Origin of the sequence: Saezia sanguinis (assembly GCF_003991585.1) — a bacterium.
Taxonomy (GTDB): domain Bacteria; phylum Pseudomonadota; class Gammaproteobacteria; order Burkholderiales; family Burkholderiaceae_C; genus Saezia; species Saezia sanguinis.
This window is the reverse complement of the sequence record NZ_PQSP01000006.1, coordinates 42,295-60,503: the sequence shown is the minus strand read 5'-3', so window position 1 is coordinate 60,503 and position 18,209 is coordinate 42,295. Positions and strand designations below refer to the sequence as shown.

Here is an 18,209-nt window from a genome sequence, read left to right as displayed (position 1 = left end):
TATATACTGAGTGTATGCATTGGCGTACAACAGAAATGGATATAGAGATGAAGGTTTTGGCATGAATGATCTGTATATGCTGTTAGCAGGTGCCGGCGGGCTGATCCTGGTCGGTGTGATCGTTCAGGGGCTGTGGCAGATGCATAAGGCACGTCAGATGTTGCAGGTCAAGCCCGATGGCAATGCCACCAAAGGTTCACAGGTGGAACCGGTGCTGGAAAAAGATGGCACTGCATCTGCGAAGACACAACAGCCTGAGGCGGTGGAGCCTTCACACATCGCAGCCGCTATTCCGGATGACCTCGTTGGGCTGCCCACGATTTCATCTTATACTGTCGCGTCGATTGACCCGCTGATTGATGCCGTGGTGACCATTCACCTGGAACACCCGATTACCGGCGACACGGCGCTGATGGCAGCACCCTCTTCACGCCGGGCCGGCAGCAAGCCCATGTATTTTGAAGGGCTGAATGCAAAAAGCCGCGTGTGGGAATCGCTGCAGGCAGGCCAGCAGTATCAGGAACTGATGGTGGGCCTGCAACTGGCCAACCGCATGGGTGCGCTCAATGAGATTGAGTATTCTGACTTCATCATGAAAATGCAGAGTTACGCCGATGCGCTGGGCGCGGCGTTTGATGCGCCTGACATGATTGAAACCGTGGGGCATGCACGCGAGCTGGATCAGTTTGCCAATGACCACGATGCGCAGATCATCATGCATCTGGTTGCCAACAAGTCGGCCTGGTCGCCGTCTTATGTGCAGCAGCAGGCCGCCGGTATGGGGTTTGTTGCGGGAACCTTGCCCGGCCGGCTGGTGATTCCGGCCATGCAGGCCGGTGCGCCGCCGATCCTGACGCTGCAATACGATATGCAGGCAGCCATGGCCGATGACCCGAATATGATGCCCATTACCCATGTGACGCTGACACTGGATGTGCCGCAGACCGACCGGCTGGAACAGCCGTTCAAGCTGCTGTACAAGGTGGCTGCAACGCTGTCTAAAAATATGGATGCATCGGTGGTGGACGAGCAGGGCACGCCGCTGGGCGTGGAAGCGTTTGACGCCATCCATCAGATGCTGGAAAAACTGTATGACCAGTTGGAACAGCGTGGCCTGTCGGCCGGCAGTGCCGCAGCCAGAAGGCTGTTCAGCTAGCCTGGTATGGCGGGTGGTGCCGAATTGCTGACGGCAGAAATCATCAGGCCGGCTGCGCCAGCGCTTGAGCCACTTCTTTCACCAGTGCGGGGCCGCGATAGATCAGCCCGGTATACAACTGCACCAGATTGGCGCCTGCATTGATTTTTTCCTGCGCGTCGTAACCTGACATGATGCCACCCACGCCGATGATCGGATAGTCCGCACCTAATGCCTGCCTGAGCTGGCGGATGACCTGTGTGCTGGCCTGACGCAGCGGTGCGCCTGAAAGGCCGCCGGTTTCCGCGCCGTGCGACAGGTGTGACACCATGGTGCGTGAAATGGTGGTGTTGGTGGCAATCACGCCGTCAATGCCATGTTGCTGCAAAGCCTGGGCAATCAGCGCAATCTGCTGTTCATCGAGATCGGGGGCAATTTTGACAAACAGCGGGACTTTGTGCCCGTGCTCATGCGCCAGCTCACTGCGTTTGGCCGTCAGCGCTGCCAGCAGGCTGTCCAGTGCAGCGTCGCTTTGCAGCTCGCGCAAATTCTGGGTATTGGGGCTGGAGATGTTGATGGTAATGTAGTCTGCATCGGCATATACTGCCTGCAACGCCGTCAGATAGTCGTCATTGGCGCGCTCTATCGGCGTGTCTTTGTTTTTGCCGATGTTGATGCCCAGAATACCGCCCGTTGAACGAAAGCGTGCACCGCGGACGTTGCGGACAAATGTTTCAACGCCTTCGTTATTAAAGCCAAAACGGTTGATCAGCGCATTGGCTTCTGGCAGGCGGAAAATGCGGGGCTTGGGGTTGCCCGGCTGCGGACGTGGTGTGACGGTGCCTACTTCAATAAAACCAAAACCCAGTTGGGCAAACCCGTCAATGCAGCAGGCATTTTTGTCAAGCCCTGCGGCCAGTCCGACCGGGTTCGGAAAGGTCAGGCCGGCAAGGGTGACCGGGTTCAGAGCGCGCGGCTGCTGGTACAGGCGGGCTAGCCCTGTGTGCTGTGTATTGGAAAGCAGGCTGATGGTCAGGTCGTGTGCACGTTCGGGGTCAAGACAGAACAGCCAGGGGCGCGCCAGATCATAAGAGGAAAAATGCATAGAGAGACTTTCGCGAATTGACTGAAAAGAACGCTAAAATAGCACCACCCAGTCTGTGAACACGAGATCAGTATAAACAGACCCCCATTGTCTCACTCTTGAAAGAATTTGACAGTTATGACACAGGATGAACTCAAAACGCTGGCAGGTAAAGCTGCTTTGGATTATGTGGTGGAAGGCAGTATTGTCGGCGTAGGCACCGGCTCCACAGTGAACAAGTTCATTGATGCGCTGGGCGGTATCAAACACCGCATCCGGGGGGCGGTGTCCAGCTCTGAAGCCAGCACGGTGCGTTTACGCAGCTACGGTATTGAGGTGTTTGACCCCAATGAGGTGGAAGATATTCCGGTTTATATTGACGGTGCGGACGAAATCAACAAATCGGGCTGCATGATCAAAGGCGGTGGCGGTGCGCTGACGCGCGAAAAGATTCTGGCGGCGCAGGCCCATCAGTTTATCTGTGTGGCCGATGAAAGCAAGCTGGTGGATGTGCTGGGTTTTTTCCCGTTGCCGGTGGAAGTGATTCCGATGGCAAGGGCCCAGATTGAGCGCCGGTTGCAGAAGATGGGGGCAACGCCGCAATGGCGCAAAGGGTTTGTAACGGATAACGGCAACCACATCATTGATGCCCGGGGCCTGAAGATTGTCGATCCGGCAGATATGGAAGCGATCATCAGCCAGTGGGTGGGGGTTGTCACTGTGGGCATTTTTGCGGCACAGCGTGCGTCTGTGTGTTTGCTGGCCCGCTCTCACGGGCTGGAAGTGCTGCGCTTTGACTGATTGAAATTGATCATTCAGCTTTAAGCCCGTTTAGCTACCAGTGTGAGCTGAAACGGGCTTTGTTCTTTTTACGGCATTTTGTTTTCAGTGGCTTCTGCCGGTGCAGGTTGGGCTTTATGCACTTGTACTTCTTTGTCTTTAAAGCGGCGGAAGATGGTGGCGGCAATCGGGCCTGATATGTTGTGCCAGACGCTGAAAATGGCGCTTGGAACTGCGGCCAGTGGCGAAAAATGGGCAGTTGCCAGCGCCGCACCCAGGCCGGAGTTCTGCATGCCAACCTCAATGGCAAGCGCTTTGCGTTTGGGCAGCGACATTCTGAATATTTTTCCGAGCAGGTAGCCTAGAATCAGTCCCAGGCCGTTGTGCAGTACCACCACCAGGAAAATCAGCGGCCCCATGGTAGCGATTTTGGCCTGGCTGCCTGCCACAACGGCGGCCACAATCGCAACGATTGCGATCACGGAAATCAGCGGCAATACCTGAACAAAGGGTTTAACCCGCAGGCCCAGAAAGTATTGCACAACCAGCCCAGCCACAATGGGCAGAATGACCACCTGAACAATAGACCAGAACATGGCGGTTGCGCTGACCTCAATCCACTGGCTTGCCAGCAGGTAGATCAGCGCAGGCGTGACCACCGGGGCCAGCAGTGTGCTGACAGAGGTGATGGTCACAGACAGCGCCAGGTCGCCCCGGGCCAAAAAGGTCATGACGTTGGAGGCGGTTCCTCCGGGGCAGCAGCCGACTAATATGACGCCCAGCGCCACTTCGGGGGGCAGGTCAATGGTTTTGACCAGCAGCCATGCCAGTCCGGGCATGATGGTGAATTGGCCCAGAACGCCAAGCAGAACGTCTTTCGGGCGGGTGAATACATCCTGAAAGTCTTTTTGGGACAGTGTCAGGCCCATGCCGAACATGATGATGCCCAGCAGCGGCACCACATACTTGAGCAGCCATTTGAATGAATCCGGCAGGAAGTACGCCAGAATGGCAAACAGGAGGACCCAGACGGCAAATGTATTGCCGACAAAGCGACTGATGCGGGCCAGAAACTGCATGTGCAAAATTCCTTAAAAACAAAAAAGCCAAATGGTGTATGGCTGGTACAGGCACTGTGCCTTGGTTGTTGTGGGCATATGGGGTTAACTTGCCGGTGTGTCGGCAGGTCAGGGCCGGGTAGATAGTATAGTAGGCTGTAATAGGCCAGCCAGTTTTGCCAGGTGGGTAAATGGCAGTTCAGTTGATGGCAGCCGGGGTGGTGCTGCCTGTAGCAACAGGGTTGCTGGTAAGCGCCCTGTTATACATTGGTCATCTGTCTGATTTTATGCTGTAAGGCTTGTGCGGTGGTTGAGCAGGGGCACTTGGCGTGTGATATGTTTGTTCCCGGTCAAACCGGGTGTGGCTCTTTGAGGACATATCTGAACTGGTATTGAGCCACACCGCAGGGTTGTTTTAGAAGTCGGTACGTAAGGGGTAGGGCAGCGGCTTTATGTTGACATCAGCCCCGGAAGCGGTTTTCAGCGGCGGTTGTGCATCATCGGTGCGCAGTACGGCCAGCGCACTCCAGCCGTGATCGGGGCCGGGCGCTGCTGCAATGATTGCGCCGGCCGGCTGGGCCGGATCTGTGGTGGTCAGGACCTCTTCACCGGGTTGCAGCGCCTGACTGCTGGAAAGCAGATAGGTGTGCCGCTTCAATGTGCCACGGAACTGGCTGCGGGAGATGACCTCCTGCCCCGGATAGCAGCCTTTGGCAAAGTCAATGCCGCCGATGGATTCGTAATTGAGCATCTGGGGCACATACTGCTCCCGGATCTGCTGGCGGACCATGGGAATGCCGCTTTGGATTTCGAGCCAGTCCCAGGTGGATTCTGGCAGCGCGGCAAAGGCCGGCAGGGTTTGTTGTGAGGATGCGACGATCAGGTAACGCTGGGTGCCCGCGGCATCTGGCAGCCGGACCGCCAGGCGTGCATCATGGTGCTGGCAGGCCCATGGCGCAGCAGCCGGCACCAGAAAATCCGGCATGCGTTCTGGAGAACATGCCAGGCCATATAATGACAGTTCGCTGCTGGCATTGGTCAGTTTGACTTTGGCCCGCAGCACAAACATGGATAATCGTTTCAGGGTGGCTTCCAGCAGGTCGGCCGCACAGATCAGCAGCAGTTCTTCCGGGGTGCTTTTGATCACAATGAAGCTGGCCAGCATGCGGCCCTGGGCAGAGCAGTATGCGGCAAGCCTGGCGTGCTGGGCATCCAGGTGTGTCATGTCGTTGCTGAGTTGTCCATGCAGAAAACTGGCGGCATCCGGCCCGGCCGCCCGGATAATGCCCAGGTGGTTCAGTTTGACGATTCCATGCGTGTTCATATGGGAGACATTGCGGGTAAATTGGAGGAAGTACAGTAAGTATTATGGCTGAACAGAAAGCAACCCAGAAAAAAAAGCCGCGCAAACCATCCTTTATAGGCAGGCTATTGAGCCGGCTGATCATGCTGGCTATTGTGGCGGGGGTGGCGCTGGCTGCCGGGGCATGGTGGTGGATTGATGCGCCGGTGTCGATGACGCAGTCCGCGGTGGAGGTTGAGATTGCCCCGGGCACCTCAGCCCGTGTCGCTGCGCAGACCATTGTGAATGCAGGGGTGCAGACGCATCCGGAACTGCTGTACCAGTATTTCAGATGGTCGGGGCAGGCCCGTGCTATCCGTGCCGGGAGCTATGAATTTACCGCAACTGATACGCCGCGCAGCATTTTGGAAAAACTGGTTCTGGGGGCTGAAACCTACCAGACCATTGTGTTTGTGGAGGGGTGGACTTTTGCCCAGATACGCCAGCGGCTGGCACAGGCGCCCGATATCAAACACGATACGGCGCAGATGACCGATGCACAGATCATGGAGGCGCTGGGCAAGCCCGGAGTCCACCCGGAAGGGATGTTTTTTCCGGATACCTATACGTTCAGCAAAGGCAGCAGCGACCTGCATATCCTGCGGCGTGCCATGCACATGATGGATAAGACGCTGGAGCAGGTATGGCAGGAGCGTGACCAGGGACTGCCGCTGAAAACCCCGTATGAGGCGCTGATTCTGGCCTCTATCATTGAGAAGGAAACCGGCCGGCCGCAGGACCGGTTCATGGTGGCAGGTGTTTTCATCAACCGGCTGAACCGTGGCATGCTGTTGCAGACCGACCCGACCGTGGTTTACGGGCTGGGCGACAGTTACACCGGGCGCATTACGCGCAGAAATCTGGATACCGATACGCCTTATAACACCTACACCCGCGCGGGCCTGACACCAACCCCGATTGCCATGCCGGGCCGGGATTCGCTGCTGGCGGCAGTGCATCCGGCTAAAACCAGTGCATTGTATTTTGTATCGCGGGGTGATGGCAGCAGCCATTTCAGCGATTCGCTGAACGACCATAACCGTGCGGTAGACCATTACATCCGGGGCCGCTCCACACCACCGCGCCCGTCTTCAACTGTGAGTGAGCAATGAACAAACCAACTGGCCACGGTATTTTCATTACGTTTGAGGGCATTGACGGCGCTGGCAAGTCCAGCCATATCGAGCGCACGGCGCAAGCCCTGGCTGCTGCCGGCCGCGAAGTGGTGCGCACACGCGAGCCGGGGGGAACCGCCCTGGCTGAAACGCTGCGCTCATTGGTGCTCAATGACCCGATGGATGCGCTGACCGAGTCCTTGCTGATTTTTGCAGCACGCCGCGATCACCTTGCGCAGGTGATTCTGCCTGCGCTGCAACGCGGGGCGGCGGTATTGTGCGACCGCTTTACCGATTCAACCTTTGCCTACCAGGGGTATGGCCGCGGGTTTGATCTGGAGGTGTTGCAGCATCTGGAACAATGGGTGCAGCAGGGTACGCAGCCGGATGTGACCTTGTGGTTTGACCTGCCGGCTGAGCAGGCCGCCAAACGGCTGGGGCCGGTACGGGTGCCGGACCGTTTTGAGAGTGAACCGCAAGGCTTTTTTGAGCTGGTTGCCAAGGGCTACGCAGCCCGAATGCAGCAGTTCCCACAGCGCTTTGCCAGAATTGATGCGTCATTATCAATTGAGGCGGTGGCCGAGCAGGTGCAGCAGGCCCTGTGCAGCAGAGGGATTCTGTAATGGCCGCAGGCAATGAAGATATGCAGCCGGCACAACTGGCGCCCTGGATCAGCAGGCAGCTACAGGCGCTGGTGCAGCGGCAGGGACATGCCTGGCTGCTGGCCGGGCCTGGCGGGCTGAACCAGTTTGATCTGGCGCTGGCGCTGGCGCGGGCCTGGCTGTGTGATTCGCCGCAGGGGGGAGTCGCCTGCGGGCACTGTGAGAGCTGCCACATGGTGAAAGCGCATACACACCCCGACCTGAGGGTTCTGCTGCCGCAGGAGCTGGCCCTTGCTTTGCATTGGGGTGAGGAAGAGCCGGAGGCTGCCGGCAGCGATGATAAAAAGCGCAAGCCCAGCAAAGAAATCCGCATTGAAGCGTTGCGGTCAATGATTGAATTTACCCAGCGCACGGCAGCGCGCCGCCCGGGACAGGTGGTGGTGATTTATCCGGCAGAGCGGATGAATACGGTATCGGCCAACACCTTGCTGAAAACGCTGGAAGAGCCGCCCGGCCATACACGGTTTATTCTGGTCAGTGAAAACGCGCAGCGTCTGTTGCCGACAATACGCAGCCGTTGCCAGGTGTATCAGATGCACTGGCCTGAGCCGGCAGAAGCTTTGGCGTGGCTGGAGCAGCAGGGCGTTGAAGCGCCACAGGTGTTGCTGGCGGCTGCTGGTGGCCGGCCGGCATTGGCGGTGCAATTGGTTGAGCAGGGGATGACTGCGCAGAAATGGCAGCAGATTCCACGCGGACTGGCCCAGGGGCAAATGGCCGTGCTGGAGGATATGACCCCGGCACAGATGCTGGATACGGTCGGCAAACTCTGCCATGACCTGCTGGCAGTGCAAACAGGTGCAACACCGCGTTTTTTTGATCTGAAACACCTGCCGCAAAAGGTCAACCGGCCACTGGTGCTGGCCTGGTCGCAGGAGATCATGCAGGCCAGCCGCAAAGCCGAGCACCCCTGGAATGCGACTCTTTATGCCCAGGCACTGCTCAGCAGGGCACAGCAGGTGCTGTCAGGCTGAAAACGTGCCTGGCGTGTGCAATAGGGGATAAAACTGCTGGTCCTGTGCAGTTTTACCTCAATGCGGTTTGATTCACCCGTTATAATGAGGGTGTGAAGAAGTAACCCGCTGCGAAGACGATCTATTATGAATGCAAGTGCAAATCCTCAGCCCGTGCCATCTGCTGCACGCCCCAGTGTGATTCAATTGAATATCAAAGGGGTGACGGCACTGTATCTGGCGTATATTTCCCAGTTTCGCCAGGGCGGATTGTTTATTCCCACTTCTAAAAAATACCAGATGGGGGATAGTGTGTATGCGCTGGTTTCGCTGCCGAATAATCCGCAGCGTTTTGCGGTAACGGGCAAGGTGGCCTGGATTACACCGGAGCACTCATCGGGCCAAAGACCGCAGGGCATTGGTATTATTTTTCCTGATAACGAGCAGTGCAAGCAGTTGAAGACGCAGATTGAGGCGTTGCTGGCGAGTTTTGTACCGCATGGGCGTGTAACGCATACCATGTAATTGCTGGTACTTGCTGCCTGCCTTGTCTGCCGGGTTGATCCAATAATGAATCGGTTCATTGAATGAACCGATTTTTACGTAATGGGGTTCCATGTTTGTAGATTCACACTGCCATCTCAGCGATGCTTCATTGGTATCGCAAATGGACCAGGTACTGCTGCAAATGCAGCAGGCCAGGGTCACGCAGGCACTGTGCATCAGCACCACGCTGGCAGATTTTGAGCAGGTACGCCAACTGGCGCATACGCACGCCAACCTGTGGGCCAGCATTGGCGTGCATCCGGAAAATGAACACGACCAGGAGCCTTTGAAATCTGACCTGCTGAGCCGTGCTGCTGATGCACGTGTGGTTGCCATTGGCGAAACGGGGCTGGATTATTTTCAATTTGGTGAGCGCAGCCATGCGCAGATGCAGTGGCAGCGCGACCGGTTCAGCACCCATATTGAAGCGGCGCGCGAGGCGGCTTTGCCGCTGGTGATTCATACACGGGCGGCCGCGGCGGATACGGTGGCCATGCTGAAAGAAGCGGTGAACGGGCCAGGGAAAATCCAGGGCGTGTTCCACTGTTTCACAGAAACCATGGATGTGGCCCGGCAGGCGCTGGATCTGGGGTTTTATATTTCTTTTTCAGGCATACTGACGTTCAAGAATGCGGCGCAGTTGCGTGAGGTGGCGCAAATGGTGCCGCATGACGCGTGCCTGATAGAAACCGACAGCCCCTATCTGGCGCCGGTGCCGTACCGGGGCAAAACGAATATGCCTGCCTACGTGCCATTTGTTGCAGCGGTACTGGCTGACCTGTGGCGTACCGATGCAGCGCATGTGGGGGCGCAGACAACGCGGAATTTTGAAACACTATTTGCAAAAGTAAAGGGTACAGCATGAAAAGACATTATCTGATCCATTATGGAATGCTGGTGTTGCTGCTGCTGACAGGAATCAGCAGCCAGGCGGATAGCCGCAGCGATTTTCTGGATGCGGTTAAAGCCGATGATGTCAGCCAGGTCAAAACCATGCTCAGCCGGGGTGTGGACCCCAATACCAAAGATGCCAGCGGGCAATGTGCACTGGTACTGGCGTTGCAGTCAGATGCGCTGAAAGTGGCTGACGTGCTGATTGCCGACCAGCGCACCGATGTGAACTATCTGAACAGCCATGACGAATCACCTTTGATGATGGCAGCCATTAAAGGCCTGCTGCCGCAGGCCCAGGCTTTGATTGCGCGTGAAGCGCTGGTCAATAAGACAGGCTGGACACCGCTGCATTACGCGGCTTCGCAAAATGACCCGGCGCTGATTGCGCTGATGCTGGAAAATTACGCCTACATTGATGCAGAGTCGCCTAACAGCACAACGCCGCTGATGATGGCTGCGCACTATGGCAGCGATGCCGGTGTGGAGCTGCTGTTGCAGGAGGGGGCGGACCCCGAGCTGAAAAACCAGCAGGGGCTGACGGCTTATGATTTTGCCAAAGGTGCGGAGCGTGCCGAAACCGCCGAAATCATTCTGAAAGCAATGCGCGCACGCCAGCCCGCCGGCTGGTAGTCATAGGGCTGCAGGCCTTCTTAGCTGAATGCCTGCGTGGCGCTCAGCATGCGCTCAACATAGCGCGCAATCAGGTCAATTTCCAGATTGACCGGGCTGCCGGCCTGTAACTGGCCCAGCGTGGTGTTTTGTACCGTGTGCGGAATCAGGTTGATGCTGACCACGGTACCTTTGCCCGCAATGTCGCTGACCTGATTGACCGTCAGGCTCACACCATTGACAGTGATCGAGCCTTTATAGGCCAGAAAACGGCTGAGTTCCGGCGGGGCCAGCACTTCCAGCAGCCAGGATTCGCCTACCGGCTTCATTTGCTGTACATGCCCGATGCCATCAACATGGCCACTGACCAGATGGCCGCCCAGACGGTCTTGCAGTTGCATGGCTTTTTCCAGATTGACCTGGTTGCCCGCCTGGTTCAACCCTGCGGTTTTATGCAGGCTTTCGGCAGAAATATCAATGCTGAAAGTATGGCTGGGCTTGTCGATGGATGTGACGGTCATGCAGGCACCGTTCAGGGCAATGCTGTCGCCCAGTTGTACATCGTCCAGATAGCCTTGCGGGGCCTGTATGGTCAGGTGCAGGCCATGCTGTGATGGCGAGCCGGTATTTTGTGCCAGCGGTGTGGCCTGCTGAATGCGGCCTACGCCGGTGATGATGCCTGTGAACATGATGAAACCAGTCAATTCTTAATAGAAAGATTGTAGTGTGAAGCGGCTAAATACCTGTGCGCATGGGTATAACATGCCCTTACGAACGGCGCACATTGGCCGGATAACGGCGCGCCATCAGCCGTATATCTTCACCAAGCACCTCGACCTGTGTGAAGGTGAAGTTCATGGTGTGTGCCAATGTATCGGCCTGAAAACCGGTGATGAAGTTTTTGCCCTCACCCATCAGCCTGGGGGCCATATATACGAGCAGTTCATCGGCCAGTCCGGCTTTCAGCAGGGCGCTGCTGAGCGTGCTGCCGGCTTCCACGTGCAATTCATTGCATTCACGTTGAGCCAGGTCATGCAAAACCCATGGCAGATCGATATGGCCATCGGCAGACAGGGGCGCGGCGCATATGGCAGCGCCCGCCTGTTGCAGTGCCTGCTGGCGTGCTGTATCTGTGCTGGCGGTGTAGATGACCACCTGCGGGCTGGTTTCAAGCAGCATGGCATTTGACGGTGTTTGCAGGTGGGTATCGACAATGGCGTGCCATGGCTGCCTGGGTGTTTCGCAGGAGCGCACATTCAGTTGCGGATTATCCGCCAGGATGGTGCCGACGCCGGTCAGAATGGCGCTGGCGCGTGCCCGCCAGTGGTGCCCGTCGGCACGAGCCATGCTGCCGGTGATCCATTGGCTTTCGCCGCTGGGCAGTGCTGTTTTACCATCCAGGCTGCAGGCCATTTTCAGCCGCACCCACGGGCGCTGGCGCTGCATGCGTGAGAAAAAGCCGATATTCAGTTCTTCACTGTCATGGGCCAGAACGTCGGTTTCTACCTGAATGCCTGCCGCACGCAGCCGTTCAATGCCTTGTCCGGCAACCAGCGGGTTGGGGTCTGTTGCGGCAATGACCACCCGCGCAACGCCAGCCGCAATCAAGGCATCGGCACACGGCGGTGTGCGGCCATGGTGTGAACAGGGCTCAAGCGTGACGTAAGCGGTGCTGCCCTGCACGGCATGGCCTTTGGCATGGGCATCACGCAAGGCCATGATTTCTGCATGCGGGCTGCCAACCGCCTGTGTATAGCCGCGGCCGATACAGTGGTTTTGCGCGTCCACCAGCACGCAGCCTACCCGCGGGTTGGGGTCGGAGAGGTAAATGGCCTGCTGTGCCTGCTCAAGTGCCTGGCGCATCCAGTGAATTGATTGGTTTTTGTTGGGCATGAATGTCATCAAAACAGTTGTCAACTGCATGGTACTTTACCATGCTGCCACTACTGTACGCTATTTGCAAAAAACAATGGTCCAGAGGTTGGGCATGATTCCCGATGGCTGGCCGTAATTTATACAGGCTGCGACGTGCGCAGCAGCACAATCAGTGCGCCTGCACCGCCTTCCGCAGCGCGTGCCTGGGTATAGGCCAGCACATCGTTTTTTTGCGCTAGCCAGCTCATGACCCAGGTTTTCAGTACCGGTGTTTTTCCGGGAGAGCCCAGGCCTTTGCCATGCACAATGCGTACACAACGCAAGCCCTGTTTGGTGGCTTCACGCAGGAATGCCGACAGTGCTTCGCGTGCTTCGTCGCGACGGTAGCCGTGCAGGTCCAGTTGCGCCTGCAAAGCCCAATGACCGCGGCGCAGTTTGCGTACCACATCGGTGCCAATGCCGGATTGCCGGAACGACAGCGCTTCATCGGTATCCAGCAGCGATTCCACGTCAAATTCGTCTGAGAGTGATTCCTGCAGCACACGCTGTTCGTCCTGCTCGCGCTGTTTCGGGTGGGGAGTAGGTTTGGGTGGGCGGAGCACAACCCGGCCCGTGTTTTTCAGCGGTGTCACGTCACCCATGCTGCTGCGAAACAGGTTTTGCTCAGCCCGCACTTTGTGGGCCTGTTCCTGGGCGCGTTTTTTTTCTTCTTCTGCCTGTTGTGTACGCTGTTGTAATTCTTTTTTGAGTTGCTTCAGGTCGGCCAGGCTGTTGACGGCTTGGGCTGGTGAAGAAACAGCAGAGGGGTTTGAGTGGTTGGTTTTTTTCATTGGGGTGTGCATCGGCACCAAAGTGTGTATTTTATAACAGGCCCTGCTCGGCCATGGAGGTGCTTTGCCCTTTGCCCACAATGATATGGTCCAGCACATGAATGTCAACCAGCGCCAGCGCTTTGGTAAGTGCCTGTGTGACCTGCTTGTCGGCTGACGACGGTGCGGTTTGCCCCGAGGGGTGGTTATGCGCCAGGATGACGGCATGTGCGTTATGCATCAATGCGGCAATGACGACTTCGCGCGGGTAAATGCTGCTGTGTGTCAGTGTGCCGTAAAACAGTTTTTTCATCTCAATCAGGTGGTGCTGTGTATCCAGAAACAGTACGGCAAATACTTCATGCTGCAAAGCACCGAGTTGCAGTTGCAGGTAATCGGTCACCGCTTGAAGGCTGGTGAACACGGGCATGGCTTTGAGCTTTTGTGCCAAAGCCCGGCGTGCCAGCTCCAGCACAGCAATCAGTTCTGCGCGTTTGGCGGTGCCGCCCAGCCCCTTGAACTGTTTGAGCTCTTCGGAACTGGTGTTCAGTAGCCCGGCCAGTCCACCGAACTGGCTGAGCAGTTCTTGCGCCATGGTCAGTACCGAGCGGCCTTTGGTTCCGGTGCGCAGCAGTACGGCCAGCAGTTCCACGTCGGCCAGCGAGCTGGCGCCATGGGTGATGAGTTTTTCGCGCGGGCGCGCATCGGCAGGAAGGGATTTGAGTGACATGGGTGTATTTGTATTTAGCAGATCGGGTTGGTGTGTTGTATGAACCAGTAACAGGAGTTTATGCCTGAACCTGCCGTGGGCAAGCATAAACCTTTAAAATAACATATCTTTATAGCATGAACTGATGGTTCAAAAACAATAACAAGACCCCCTACATACTGATCAAAAGGAATGAAATGACTGCTTCTGTTGTCGGGCCTGAATCTTTTTTGACCTTGCATTATCGGCTGGCCGGTTCCGATGGTGCTGACATCATCAATACGTTTGCGGGCAAGCCTTCCACACTGGGAATGGGCAGCGGAGAACTCTCGCCTGCGCTGGAGCAGGTTCTGATCGGATTGTCGGAAGGTACGCGCAAAGAATTTCGTTTAAACGCCGGAGAGGCTTTTGGCGAGCGCAACCCGGAACTGGTGCAGTGGGTGGCGCGCAAGCTGCTTAAGGAACTGGGAGACCATCACGAAGATTACAGTGAAGGTGATGTGGTGCAGTTTCCAATGCCTGACGGCATTGGCACTTATGCCGGTATGGTGCGTGAAGTCAGTGACTCGGCTGTGAAGTTTGATTTCAACCATCCGCTGGCCGGGCAGCCGGTGATTTTTGAAGTGGAACTGATCGGAGTTTTGTAATGCCGGGAACATCGGGCTCCAAGACCATGTCACCTCAACCATCCGGCGCGGCTGAGCAACCGGTAACGTTGGTGCTGGCTGAGCCGCGCGGATTTTGTGCCGGCGTGGACCGTGCCATTGAAATTGTGGAGCGTGCGCTGGCGATTTTTGGCGCGCCTATTTATGTGCGGCATGAAATTGTGCATAACACCTATGTGGTCAATACCCTGCGTGAAAAAGGGGCCGTGTTCATTGAAGACCTGGCCGAAGTGCCGGCCGGGGCAACACTGGTGTTCAGTGCCCATGGGGTGAGCAAAGCGGTTGAGCAGGAGGCGGCGCAACGCGGTTTTCGCATTTTTGATGCGACCTGCCCGCTGGTGAGCAAAGTACATGTTGAAGTGGCCAAGCTGCGCCGTGAAGGGTATGAGTTCATCATGATCGGACACAAAGGGCACCCGGAGGTGGAAGGCACCATGGGCCAGCTGGATGGCGGCATTCACCTGGTGGACAGCCCCGAAGATGTGGCCTTGTTGCAGCCCGAGCAGTCCGAAAAGCTGGCGGTGGTAACACAAACCACGCTCAGTGTGGACGATACCATGGTGATCATGGAAGCGATCAAGGCGCGGTTTCCCAACATCCGCGAGCCGAAAAAGCAGGACATCTGCTACGCCACGCAGAACCGGCAGGACGCAGTCAAACTGCTGAGCCAGCAGGTGGATGTGGTGGTGGTGGTGGGCAGCCCGACCAGCTCCAACAGCAACCGCCTGCGTGAAGTGGCCGAACGCCGCGGAACACCGGCCTACATGGTGGATAATGCCTCAGAACTGCGGGCAGAATGGTTTGCACAGGCCGGTGCAGTCGGTTTGACGGCAGGCGCTTCTGCGCCGGAATTGCTGGTGCAGCAGGTGATTGACCGGCTGCGCAGCTTTGGGGTGATTGCGCTCAGAAATATGGATGGCATCAATGAAGAGGTGCATTTTCCTTTGCCGAAAGGACTCCGGCTGGATAATGAACAGCCGGTTGCCAGCCGGCTGCGGGGCGGCATTACACCGGATACTGACAAGTCGTACTGAAACCATACTGAGGCGTATACAGTACGGATGGAAAAACGGCGATGTGCATGACATCGCCGTTTTTTAATGGGCAGAACGGGGTTTATTGGCCGACGCCTTCAAACAGGGCCGACGACAGATAACGCTCGGCGGCATCGGGCAGAACCACCACAATGGTTTTGCCTGCAAATTCGGATTTTGCAGCCAGACGGCTGGCCGCCAGTGCCGCTGCGCCGGAAGAGATGCCGGCCAGAATGCCTTCTTCTTTGGCCAGGCGGCGGGCAAATTCAATGGCATCTTCACTGCTGACCTGTTCTACCAGGTCAACGATGGACAGATCGAGTGTGTCAGGAATGAACCCGGCGCCAATCCCCTGAATTTTATGCGGCCCCGATTTGATTGGCTGGCCTGCCAGGTGCTGTGTGATGACCGGGCTGGTGCTGGGCTCTACCGCAACGCTGGTGATTTTTTTGTGTTTTTTCAGGAAACGCGATGTTCCGCTGATGGTGCCGCCGGTTCCAACGCCGGAAACCAATACATCCACCTGGCCTGCCGTGTCTTCCCAGATTTCAGGGCCGGTGGTCTGTTCATGAATCGCCGGGTTGGCCGGGTTTTTGAACTGCTGTGGCATGAAATACTGTGAGCCGGAAGCAGCAATTTCTTCCGCTTTGCGAATAGCGCCGGGCATGCCTTCGGCCCCTGGAGTGAGTACCAGGTTGGCACCCAGAAATGCCAGCACACGGCGGCGTTCCAGGCTCATGGTCTCTGGCATGGTCAGCGTTAACTGGTAGCCGCGTGCTGCAGCCACATAGGCCAGCGCAATACCGGTATTGCCACTGGTAGGCTCGATGATATGTGAGCCGGGTTTAAGCAGCCCTTTTTTCTCGGCGTCCCAGATCATGCTGGCGCCAATGCGGCATTTGACAGAGTAGGAAGGATTACGCCCTTCTATTTTGGCCAGCACGGTTGCGTTTTGACCGACGATGCGATTCAGTTTGACCAGCGGGGTATGCCCGATGGATTGTGAGTTGTCTTTGTAAATGCGTGTCATGATCAATTTCTCCTTATGGGTCTTCTGACAAATAGCATTCAGTTTAATGGGTTAGCAACTGAATTTTCTATTTTTTAAAATATTACTAATATGGTAATATTTATAATATTTTATATGTCAAAGTGTGACAGATAAGGTGCCAAAGTGCAAATACAGAGTTGTTATATTCATATACAGGAAAATTTGTATTTGCTGTTTCCGGTAGCAGTTTCAAAGGGAAGACCGCATCATGGGCGTATCGTTAAAGTGCCAGTATGCGCTCAGGGCGCTTTTTGAACTGGGGCTCCGGCAGGAGGGCTCAAAGTGGGTCCGTTTGCAGGAGGTCGCCCGGGCCCAGGCGGTGCCGGCACGGTTTCTGGAAAATATCCTGAACCAGTTGCGGCGCGGTGGTTTTGTGGAAAGCCGGCGTGGCTTAAACGGCGGTTTCCGGCTGGCACGCCAGACCACCAGCATGCATATTGCAGAAATTGTGCGATTCATGGATGGCGATATTTATTCCGTTGATCAGCACCAGGCCGGGGTGCAGGCGGTGGATACCGTATTTGCTGCGTTATGGCAGCAGGCGCAGGCAGCCATAGAGCAGGTGTATCAGGAAAAGACGTTACAGGATCTGCTGGACGCGCAGGCCGTGCAGCAAACGGTGAGCGATTATGCGATTTAAGGTGTTCTGAGCGTCATGACTCTGGGCGACAGGTGCTGTCGGTTTATAAAAGGGTCATGCGGCTGCTTTGTTAGAATGCGCGTACCAGCATCAACCGGACAAGGTGCCATGCATATGCCTGAAAAATCAACAGAAAAAACGATCCGGCTTTATCCGGACAGAAAAATGTACCTGGGTATTGCAGCAGTCTGCGGGGCGGCATTGGTTATGCTGGCCGGGGCGGTCTATCTGGGGGTGATGGCGTATAACGGCCTGACAGCATTCATCGCCGTGATTCTGGTATGTGTGGCGGGCTGGCTCATTATCAATGTAGCATTTCGCAACAGGGTTTATCTGCAGCTTGATGGCGAGGGATTGACCGCAAGCACTTTGACAGGCAGCCTGCGTTTGAAGTGGGCGGACATCGACGGGTTTTATGTGCCACCAACCAATTCAGAAAGTGACTGGTTGCGGGTGAAGCTGCGCCGGGCAGCGGATGCTGACGGTGTCGCCGCAGGCGGGCCATCATCGGTGCATGATATGGATTCTTTTAAAGTGATTTCTCTGAATTACGGCATGAACAGTACGCTGGATCTGGCCAATTTGCTGGGTGCGCATTTGCAGCGTTACCGCCAGCAGCATGCGCAAGATGAAAACGGCAGTGACCAACAGCCATAGGTAAAAGATGTGAGGGGAGAAGCGATGAATCAGAAGATGCAAAATGGCGTGACCCGGCTTTATCCCGATCAGGCGTCGTATTTCATCCTAGCAGGGATGTGCATGACATTTATTCTGCTGGTGGTGTTGGGGCTGGGTGTTAAAACGATTGTGTTCAACTGGATCAGCGGGCTGATCATTGCCGGTGTTGCGCTACTGGCAGGCTGGGCCATTCTGGTGCTGTGTTCTCCTGGCCGGGTTTCTCTGCAGTTGGATCAGGACGGGTTGACGGCCCGCACTTTTTTCAGTTGTTTGAAATTGCGCTGGGCTGATATTGAAGGGTTCTATCTGGTAACAACCGGTGGAGAAACGCCTTCTGAAGAGCTGAGAATTCGTTTATGGGATGTTCCGGGCAAGCTGCCGGAGAAGCAGGACGGGGCGGCTGCGGCAACGTCTTCCGTGCACCAGGTAGGAGACTTCAAGGCGATTCATTGCCGTTATGGTATGCATACGTTTTTGGATCTGGCCAACCTGCTGGATACGCATTTGCAGCGTTACCGCCAGCAGCATGCAGCGGTGGCGGACAACTGAATCACCAGCCTGAATGGGTTGGCT

The 18,209-nt window shown here is 56.3% G+C and carries 21 protein-coding genes; 13 read left to right on the top strand and 8 right to left on the bottom strand.

What is annotated here, in order from left to right:
* Positions 1–61: 61 nt before the first annotated feature.
* Positions 62–1,156 (top strand): cell division protein ZipA C-terminal FtsZ-binding domain-containing protein, encoded by a 1,095-nt coding sequence (locus CUZ56_RS10770; RefSeq protein ID WP_239442414.1) that lies wholly within the window; start codon positions 62–64, stop codon positions 1,154–1,156.
* Between the two features lie 43 nt (positions 1,157–1,199).
* Here CUZ56_RS10770 and CUZ56_RS10765 read toward each other — a convergent pair whose 3' ends face one another.
* Positions 1,200–2,240, bottom strand: coding sequence for a quinone-dependent dihydroorotate dehydrogenase (locus CUZ56_RS10765; RefSeq protein WP_126980404.1), 1,041 nt, complete (start codon positions 2,238–2,240; stop codon positions 1,200–1,202).
* Between the two features lie 117 nt (positions 2,241–2,357).
* On the opposite strand from CUZ56_RS10765, the gene rpiA reads away from it, so the two are divergent.
* Positions 2,358–3,020 (top strand): ribose-5-phosphate isomerase RpiA, encoded by a 663-nt coding sequence (gene rpiA, locus CUZ56_RS10760; RefSeq protein ID WP_126980403.1) that lies wholly within the window; start codon positions 2,358–2,360, stop codon positions 3,018–3,020.
* Positions 3,021–3,088: 68 nt separating this feature from the next.
* On the opposite strand, the gene CUZ56_RS10755 is transcribed toward rpiA, so the two are convergent.
* Together CUZ56_RS10755 and ygfZ are read right to left on the bottom strand one after the other, a co-directional pair.
* Positions 3,089–4,078 (bottom strand): bile acid:sodium symporter family protein, encoded by a 990-nt coding sequence (locus CUZ56_RS10755; protein ID WP_126980402.1) that lies wholly within the window; start codon positions 4,076–4,078, stop codon positions 3,089–3,091.
* A 394-nt stretch (positions 4,079–4,472) separates the two neighbouring features.
* Positions 4,473–5,381, bottom strand: a complete 909-nt coding sequence (gene ygfZ, locus CUZ56_RS10750; RefSeq protein ID WP_126980401.1) for a CAF17-like 4Fe-4S cluster assembly/insertion protein YgfZ — start codon at positions 5,379–5,381, stop codon at positions 4,473–4,475.
* A gap of 44 nt (positions 5,382–5,425) precedes the next feature.
* On the opposite strand from ygfZ, the gene mltG reads away from it, so the two are divergent.
* The 6 genes from mltG (at position 5,426) to CUZ56_RS10720 (ending at position 10,196) form a co-directional block, all read left to right on the top strand.
* A complete protein-coding gene (gene mltG / locus CUZ56_RS10745; RefSeq protein WP_204250883.1) occupies positions 5,426–6,511 on the top strand; it encodes an endolytic transglycosylase MltG in 1,086 nt (361 codons plus the stop codon).
* Positions 6,508–7,137, top strand: a complete 630-nt coding sequence (tmk, locus tag CUZ56_RS10740) for a dTMP kinase (protein ID WP_126980400.1) — start codon at positions 6,508–6,510, stop codon at positions 7,135–7,137. The genes mltG and tmk overlap by 4 nt, the downstream gene beginning before the upstream one ends.
* Positions 7,137–8,147, top strand: a complete 1,011-nt coding sequence (holB, locus tag CUZ56_RS10735; protein WP_126980399.1) for a DNA polymerase III subunit delta' — start codon at positions 7,137–7,139, stop codon at positions 8,145–8,147. The genes tmk and holB overlap by 1 nt, the downstream gene beginning before the upstream one ends.
* Before the next feature lie 126 nt (positions 8,148–8,273).
* Entirely contained in the window at positions 8,274–8,651 is a 378-nt protein-coding gene (locus CUZ56_RS10730; RefSeq protein WP_126980398.1) for a PilZ domain-containing protein, read from the top strand.
* A gap of 91 nt (positions 8,652–8,742) precedes the next feature.
* A complete protein-coding gene (locus CUZ56_RS10725; RefSeq protein ID WP_126980397.1) occupies positions 8,743–9,537 on the top strand; it encodes a TatD family hydrolase in 795 nt (264 codons plus the stop codon).
* Positions 9,534–10,196, top strand: a complete 663-nt coding sequence (locus CUZ56_RS10720) for an ankyrin repeat domain-containing protein (RefSeq protein ID WP_126980396.1) — start codon at positions 9,534–9,536, stop codon at positions 10,194–10,196. The genes CUZ56_RS10725 and CUZ56_RS10720 overlap by 4 nt, the downstream gene beginning before the upstream one ends.
* 20 nt (positions 10,197–10,216) lie before the next feature.
* On the opposite strand, the gene CUZ56_RS10715 is transcribed toward CUZ56_RS10720, so the two are convergent.
* From CUZ56_RS10715 to radC, 4 genes are all read right to left on the bottom strand, one after another.
* Entirely contained in the window at positions 10,217–10,864 is a 648-nt protein-coding gene (locus CUZ56_RS10715) for a riboflavin synthase (RefSeq protein ID WP_126980395.1), read from the bottom strand.
* Positions 10,865–10,943: 79 nt separating this feature from the next.
* A complete protein-coding gene (gene ribD, locus CUZ56_RS10710) occupies positions 10,944–12,098 on the bottom strand; it encodes a bifunctional diaminohydroxyphosphoribosylaminopyrimidine deaminase/5-amino-6-(5-phosphoribosylamino)uracil reductase RibD (RefSeq protein WP_239442411.1) in 1,155 nt (384 codons plus the stop codon).
* An 89-nt stretch (positions 12,099–12,187) separates the two neighbouring features.
* A complete protein-coding gene (locus CUZ56_RS10705; RefSeq protein ID WP_239442408.1) occupies positions 12,188–12,880 on the bottom strand; it encodes a Smr/MutS family protein in 693 nt (230 codons plus the stop codon).
* A 31-nt stretch (positions 12,881–12,911) separates the two neighbouring features.
* Positions 12,912–13,589 (bottom strand): RadC family protein, encoded by a 678-nt coding sequence (radC, locus tag CUZ56_RS10700; protein WP_126980393.1) that lies wholly within the window; start codon positions 13,587–13,589, stop codon positions 12,912–12,914.
* Positions 13,590–13,765: 176 nt separating this feature from the next.
* Here radC and CUZ56_RS10695 point away from each other — a divergent pair, with 176 nt between their 5' ends.
* Together CUZ56_RS10695 and ispH are read left to right on the top strand one after the other, a co-directional pair.
* Entirely contained in the window at positions 13,766–14,215 is a 450-nt protein-coding gene (locus CUZ56_RS10695) for an FKBP-type peptidyl-prolyl cis-trans isomerase (RefSeq protein ID WP_126980392.1), read from the top strand.
* 26 nt (positions 14,216–14,241) lie between these two features.
* On the top strand, positions 14,242–15,267 hold the full coding sequence (gene ispH, locus CUZ56_RS10690; RefSeq protein ID WP_126980496.1) for a 4-hydroxy-3-methylbut-2-enyl diphosphate reductase: 1,026 nt from the start codon (positions 14,242–14,244) through the stop codon (positions 15,265–15,267).
* A gap of 82 nt (positions 15,268–15,349) precedes the next feature.
* Here ispH and cysK read toward each other — a convergent pair whose 3' ends face one another.
* On the bottom strand, positions 15,350–16,297 hold the full coding sequence (cysK, locus tag CUZ56_RS10685) for a cysteine synthase A (RefSeq protein WP_126980391.1): 948 nt from the start codon (positions 16,295–16,297) through the stop codon (positions 15,350–15,352).
* Positions 16,298–16,526: 229 nt separating this feature from the next.
* Here cysK and CUZ56_RS10680 point away from each other — a divergent pair, with 229 nt between their 5' ends.
* The 3 genes from CUZ56_RS10680 to CUZ56_RS10670 all read left to right on the top strand — a co-directional run bounded on the left by CUZ56_RS10680 (position 16,527) and on the right by CUZ56_RS10670 (position 18,185).
* Positions 16,527–16,958 carry an RrF2 family transcriptional regulator gene (locus CUZ56_RS10680; RefSeq protein ID WP_126980390.1) on the top strand — a complete coding sequence of 144 codons (432 nt, stop codon included), beginning with the start codon at positions 16,527–16,529 and terminating at the stop codon, positions 16,956–16,958.
* Positions 16,959–17,072: 114 nt separating this feature from the next.
* A complete protein-coding gene (locus CUZ56_RS10675; RefSeq protein ID WP_126980389.1) occupies positions 17,073–17,615 on the top strand; it encodes a hypothetical protein in 543 nt (180 codons plus the stop codon).
* A 24-nt stretch (positions 17,616–17,639) separates the two neighbouring features.
* Positions 17,640–18,185, top strand: coding sequence for a hypothetical protein (locus CUZ56_RS10670; protein ID WP_126980388.1), 546 nt, complete (start codon positions 17,640–17,642; stop codon positions 18,183–18,185).
* Positions 18,186–18,209: the final 24 nt, after the last annotated feature.

Excerpts from the sequence above, each read along its gene's own strand:
- CUZ56_RS10725 (WP_126980397.1), top strand. The coding sequence starts at position 8,743 with ATGTTTGTAGATTCACACTGCCATCTCAGCGATGCTTCATTGGTATCG.
- CUZ56_RS10705 (WP_239442408.1), bottom strand. The coding sequence starts at position 12,880 with ATGAAAAAAACCAACCACTCAAACCCCTCTGCTGTTTCTTCACCAGCC.
- CUZ56_RS10670 (WP_126980388.1), top strand. The coding sequence starts at position 17,640 with ATGAATCAGAAGATGCAAAATGGCGTGACCCGGCTTTATCCCGATCAG.
- CUZ56_RS10770 (WP_239442414.1), top strand. The coding sequence starts at position 62 with ATGAATGATCTGTATATGCTGTTAGCAGGTGCCGGCGGGCTGATCCTG.
- CUZ56_RS10715 (WP_126980395.1), bottom strand. The coding sequence starts at position 10,864 with ATGTTCACAGGCATCATCACCGGCGTAGGCCGCATTCAGCAGGCCACA.
- ygfZ (WP_126980401.1), bottom strand. The coding sequence starts at position 5,381 with ATGAACACGCATGGAATCGTCAAACTGAACCACCTGGGCATTATCCGG.
- holB (WP_126980399.1), top strand. The coding sequence starts at position 7,137 with ATGGCCGCAGGCAATGAAGATATGCAGCCGGCACAACTGGCGCCCTGG.
- cysK (WP_126980391.1), bottom strand. The coding sequence starts at position 16,297 with ATGACACGCATTTACAAAGACAACTCACAATCCATCGGGCATACCCCG.
- CUZ56_RS10675 (WP_126980389.1), top strand. The coding sequence starts at position 17,073 with ATGCCTGAAAAATCAACAGAAAAAACGATCCGGCTTTATCCGGACAGA.
- CUZ56_RS10720 (WP_126980396.1), top strand. The coding sequence starts at position 9,534 with ATGAAAAGACATTATCTGATCCATTATGGAATGCTGGTGTTGCTGCTG.
- CUZ56_RS10695 (WP_126980392.1), top strand. The coding sequence starts at position 13,766 with ATGACTGCTTCTGTTGTCGGGCCTGAATCTTTTTTGACCTTGCATTAT.
- radC (WP_126980393.1), bottom strand. The coding sequence starts at position 13,589 with ATGTCACTCAAATCCCTTCCTGCCGATGCGCGCCCGCGCGAAAAACTC.
- tmk (WP_126980400.1), top strand. The coding sequence starts at position 6,508 with ATGAACAAACCAACTGGCCACGGTATTTTCATTACGTTTGAGGGCATT.
- mltG (WP_204250883.1), top strand. The coding sequence starts at position 5,426 with ATGGCTGAACAGAAAGCAACCCAGAAAAAAAAGCCGCGCAAACCATCC.
- CUZ56_RS10730 (WP_126980398.1), top strand. The coding sequence starts at position 8,274 with ATGAATGCAAGTGCAAATCCTCAGCCCGTGCCATCTGCTGCACGCCCC.
- ispH (WP_126980496.1), top strand. The coding sequence starts at position 14,242 with ATGTCACCTCAACCATCCGGCGCGGCTGAGCAACCGGTAACGTTGGTG.
- CUZ56_RS10755 (WP_126980402.1), bottom strand. The coding sequence starts at position 4,078 with ATGCAGTTTCTGGCCCGCATCAGTCGCTTTGTCGGCAATACATTTGCC.
- ribD (WP_239442411.1), bottom strand. The coding sequence starts at position 12,098 with ATGCAGTTGACAACTGTTTTGATGACATTCATGCCCAACAAAAACCAA.
- CUZ56_RS10680 (WP_126980390.1), top strand. The coding sequence starts at position 16,527 with ATGGGCGTATCGTTAAAGTGCCAGTATGCGCTCAGGGCGCTTTTTGAA.
- CUZ56_RS10765 (WP_126980404.1), bottom strand. The coding sequence starts at position 2,240 with ATGCATTTTTCCTCTTATGATCTGGCGCGCCCCTGGCTGTTCTGTCTT.
- rpiA (WP_126980403.1), top strand. The coding sequence starts at position 2,358 with ATGACACAGGATGAACTCAAAACGCTGGCAGGTAAAGCTGCTTTGGAT.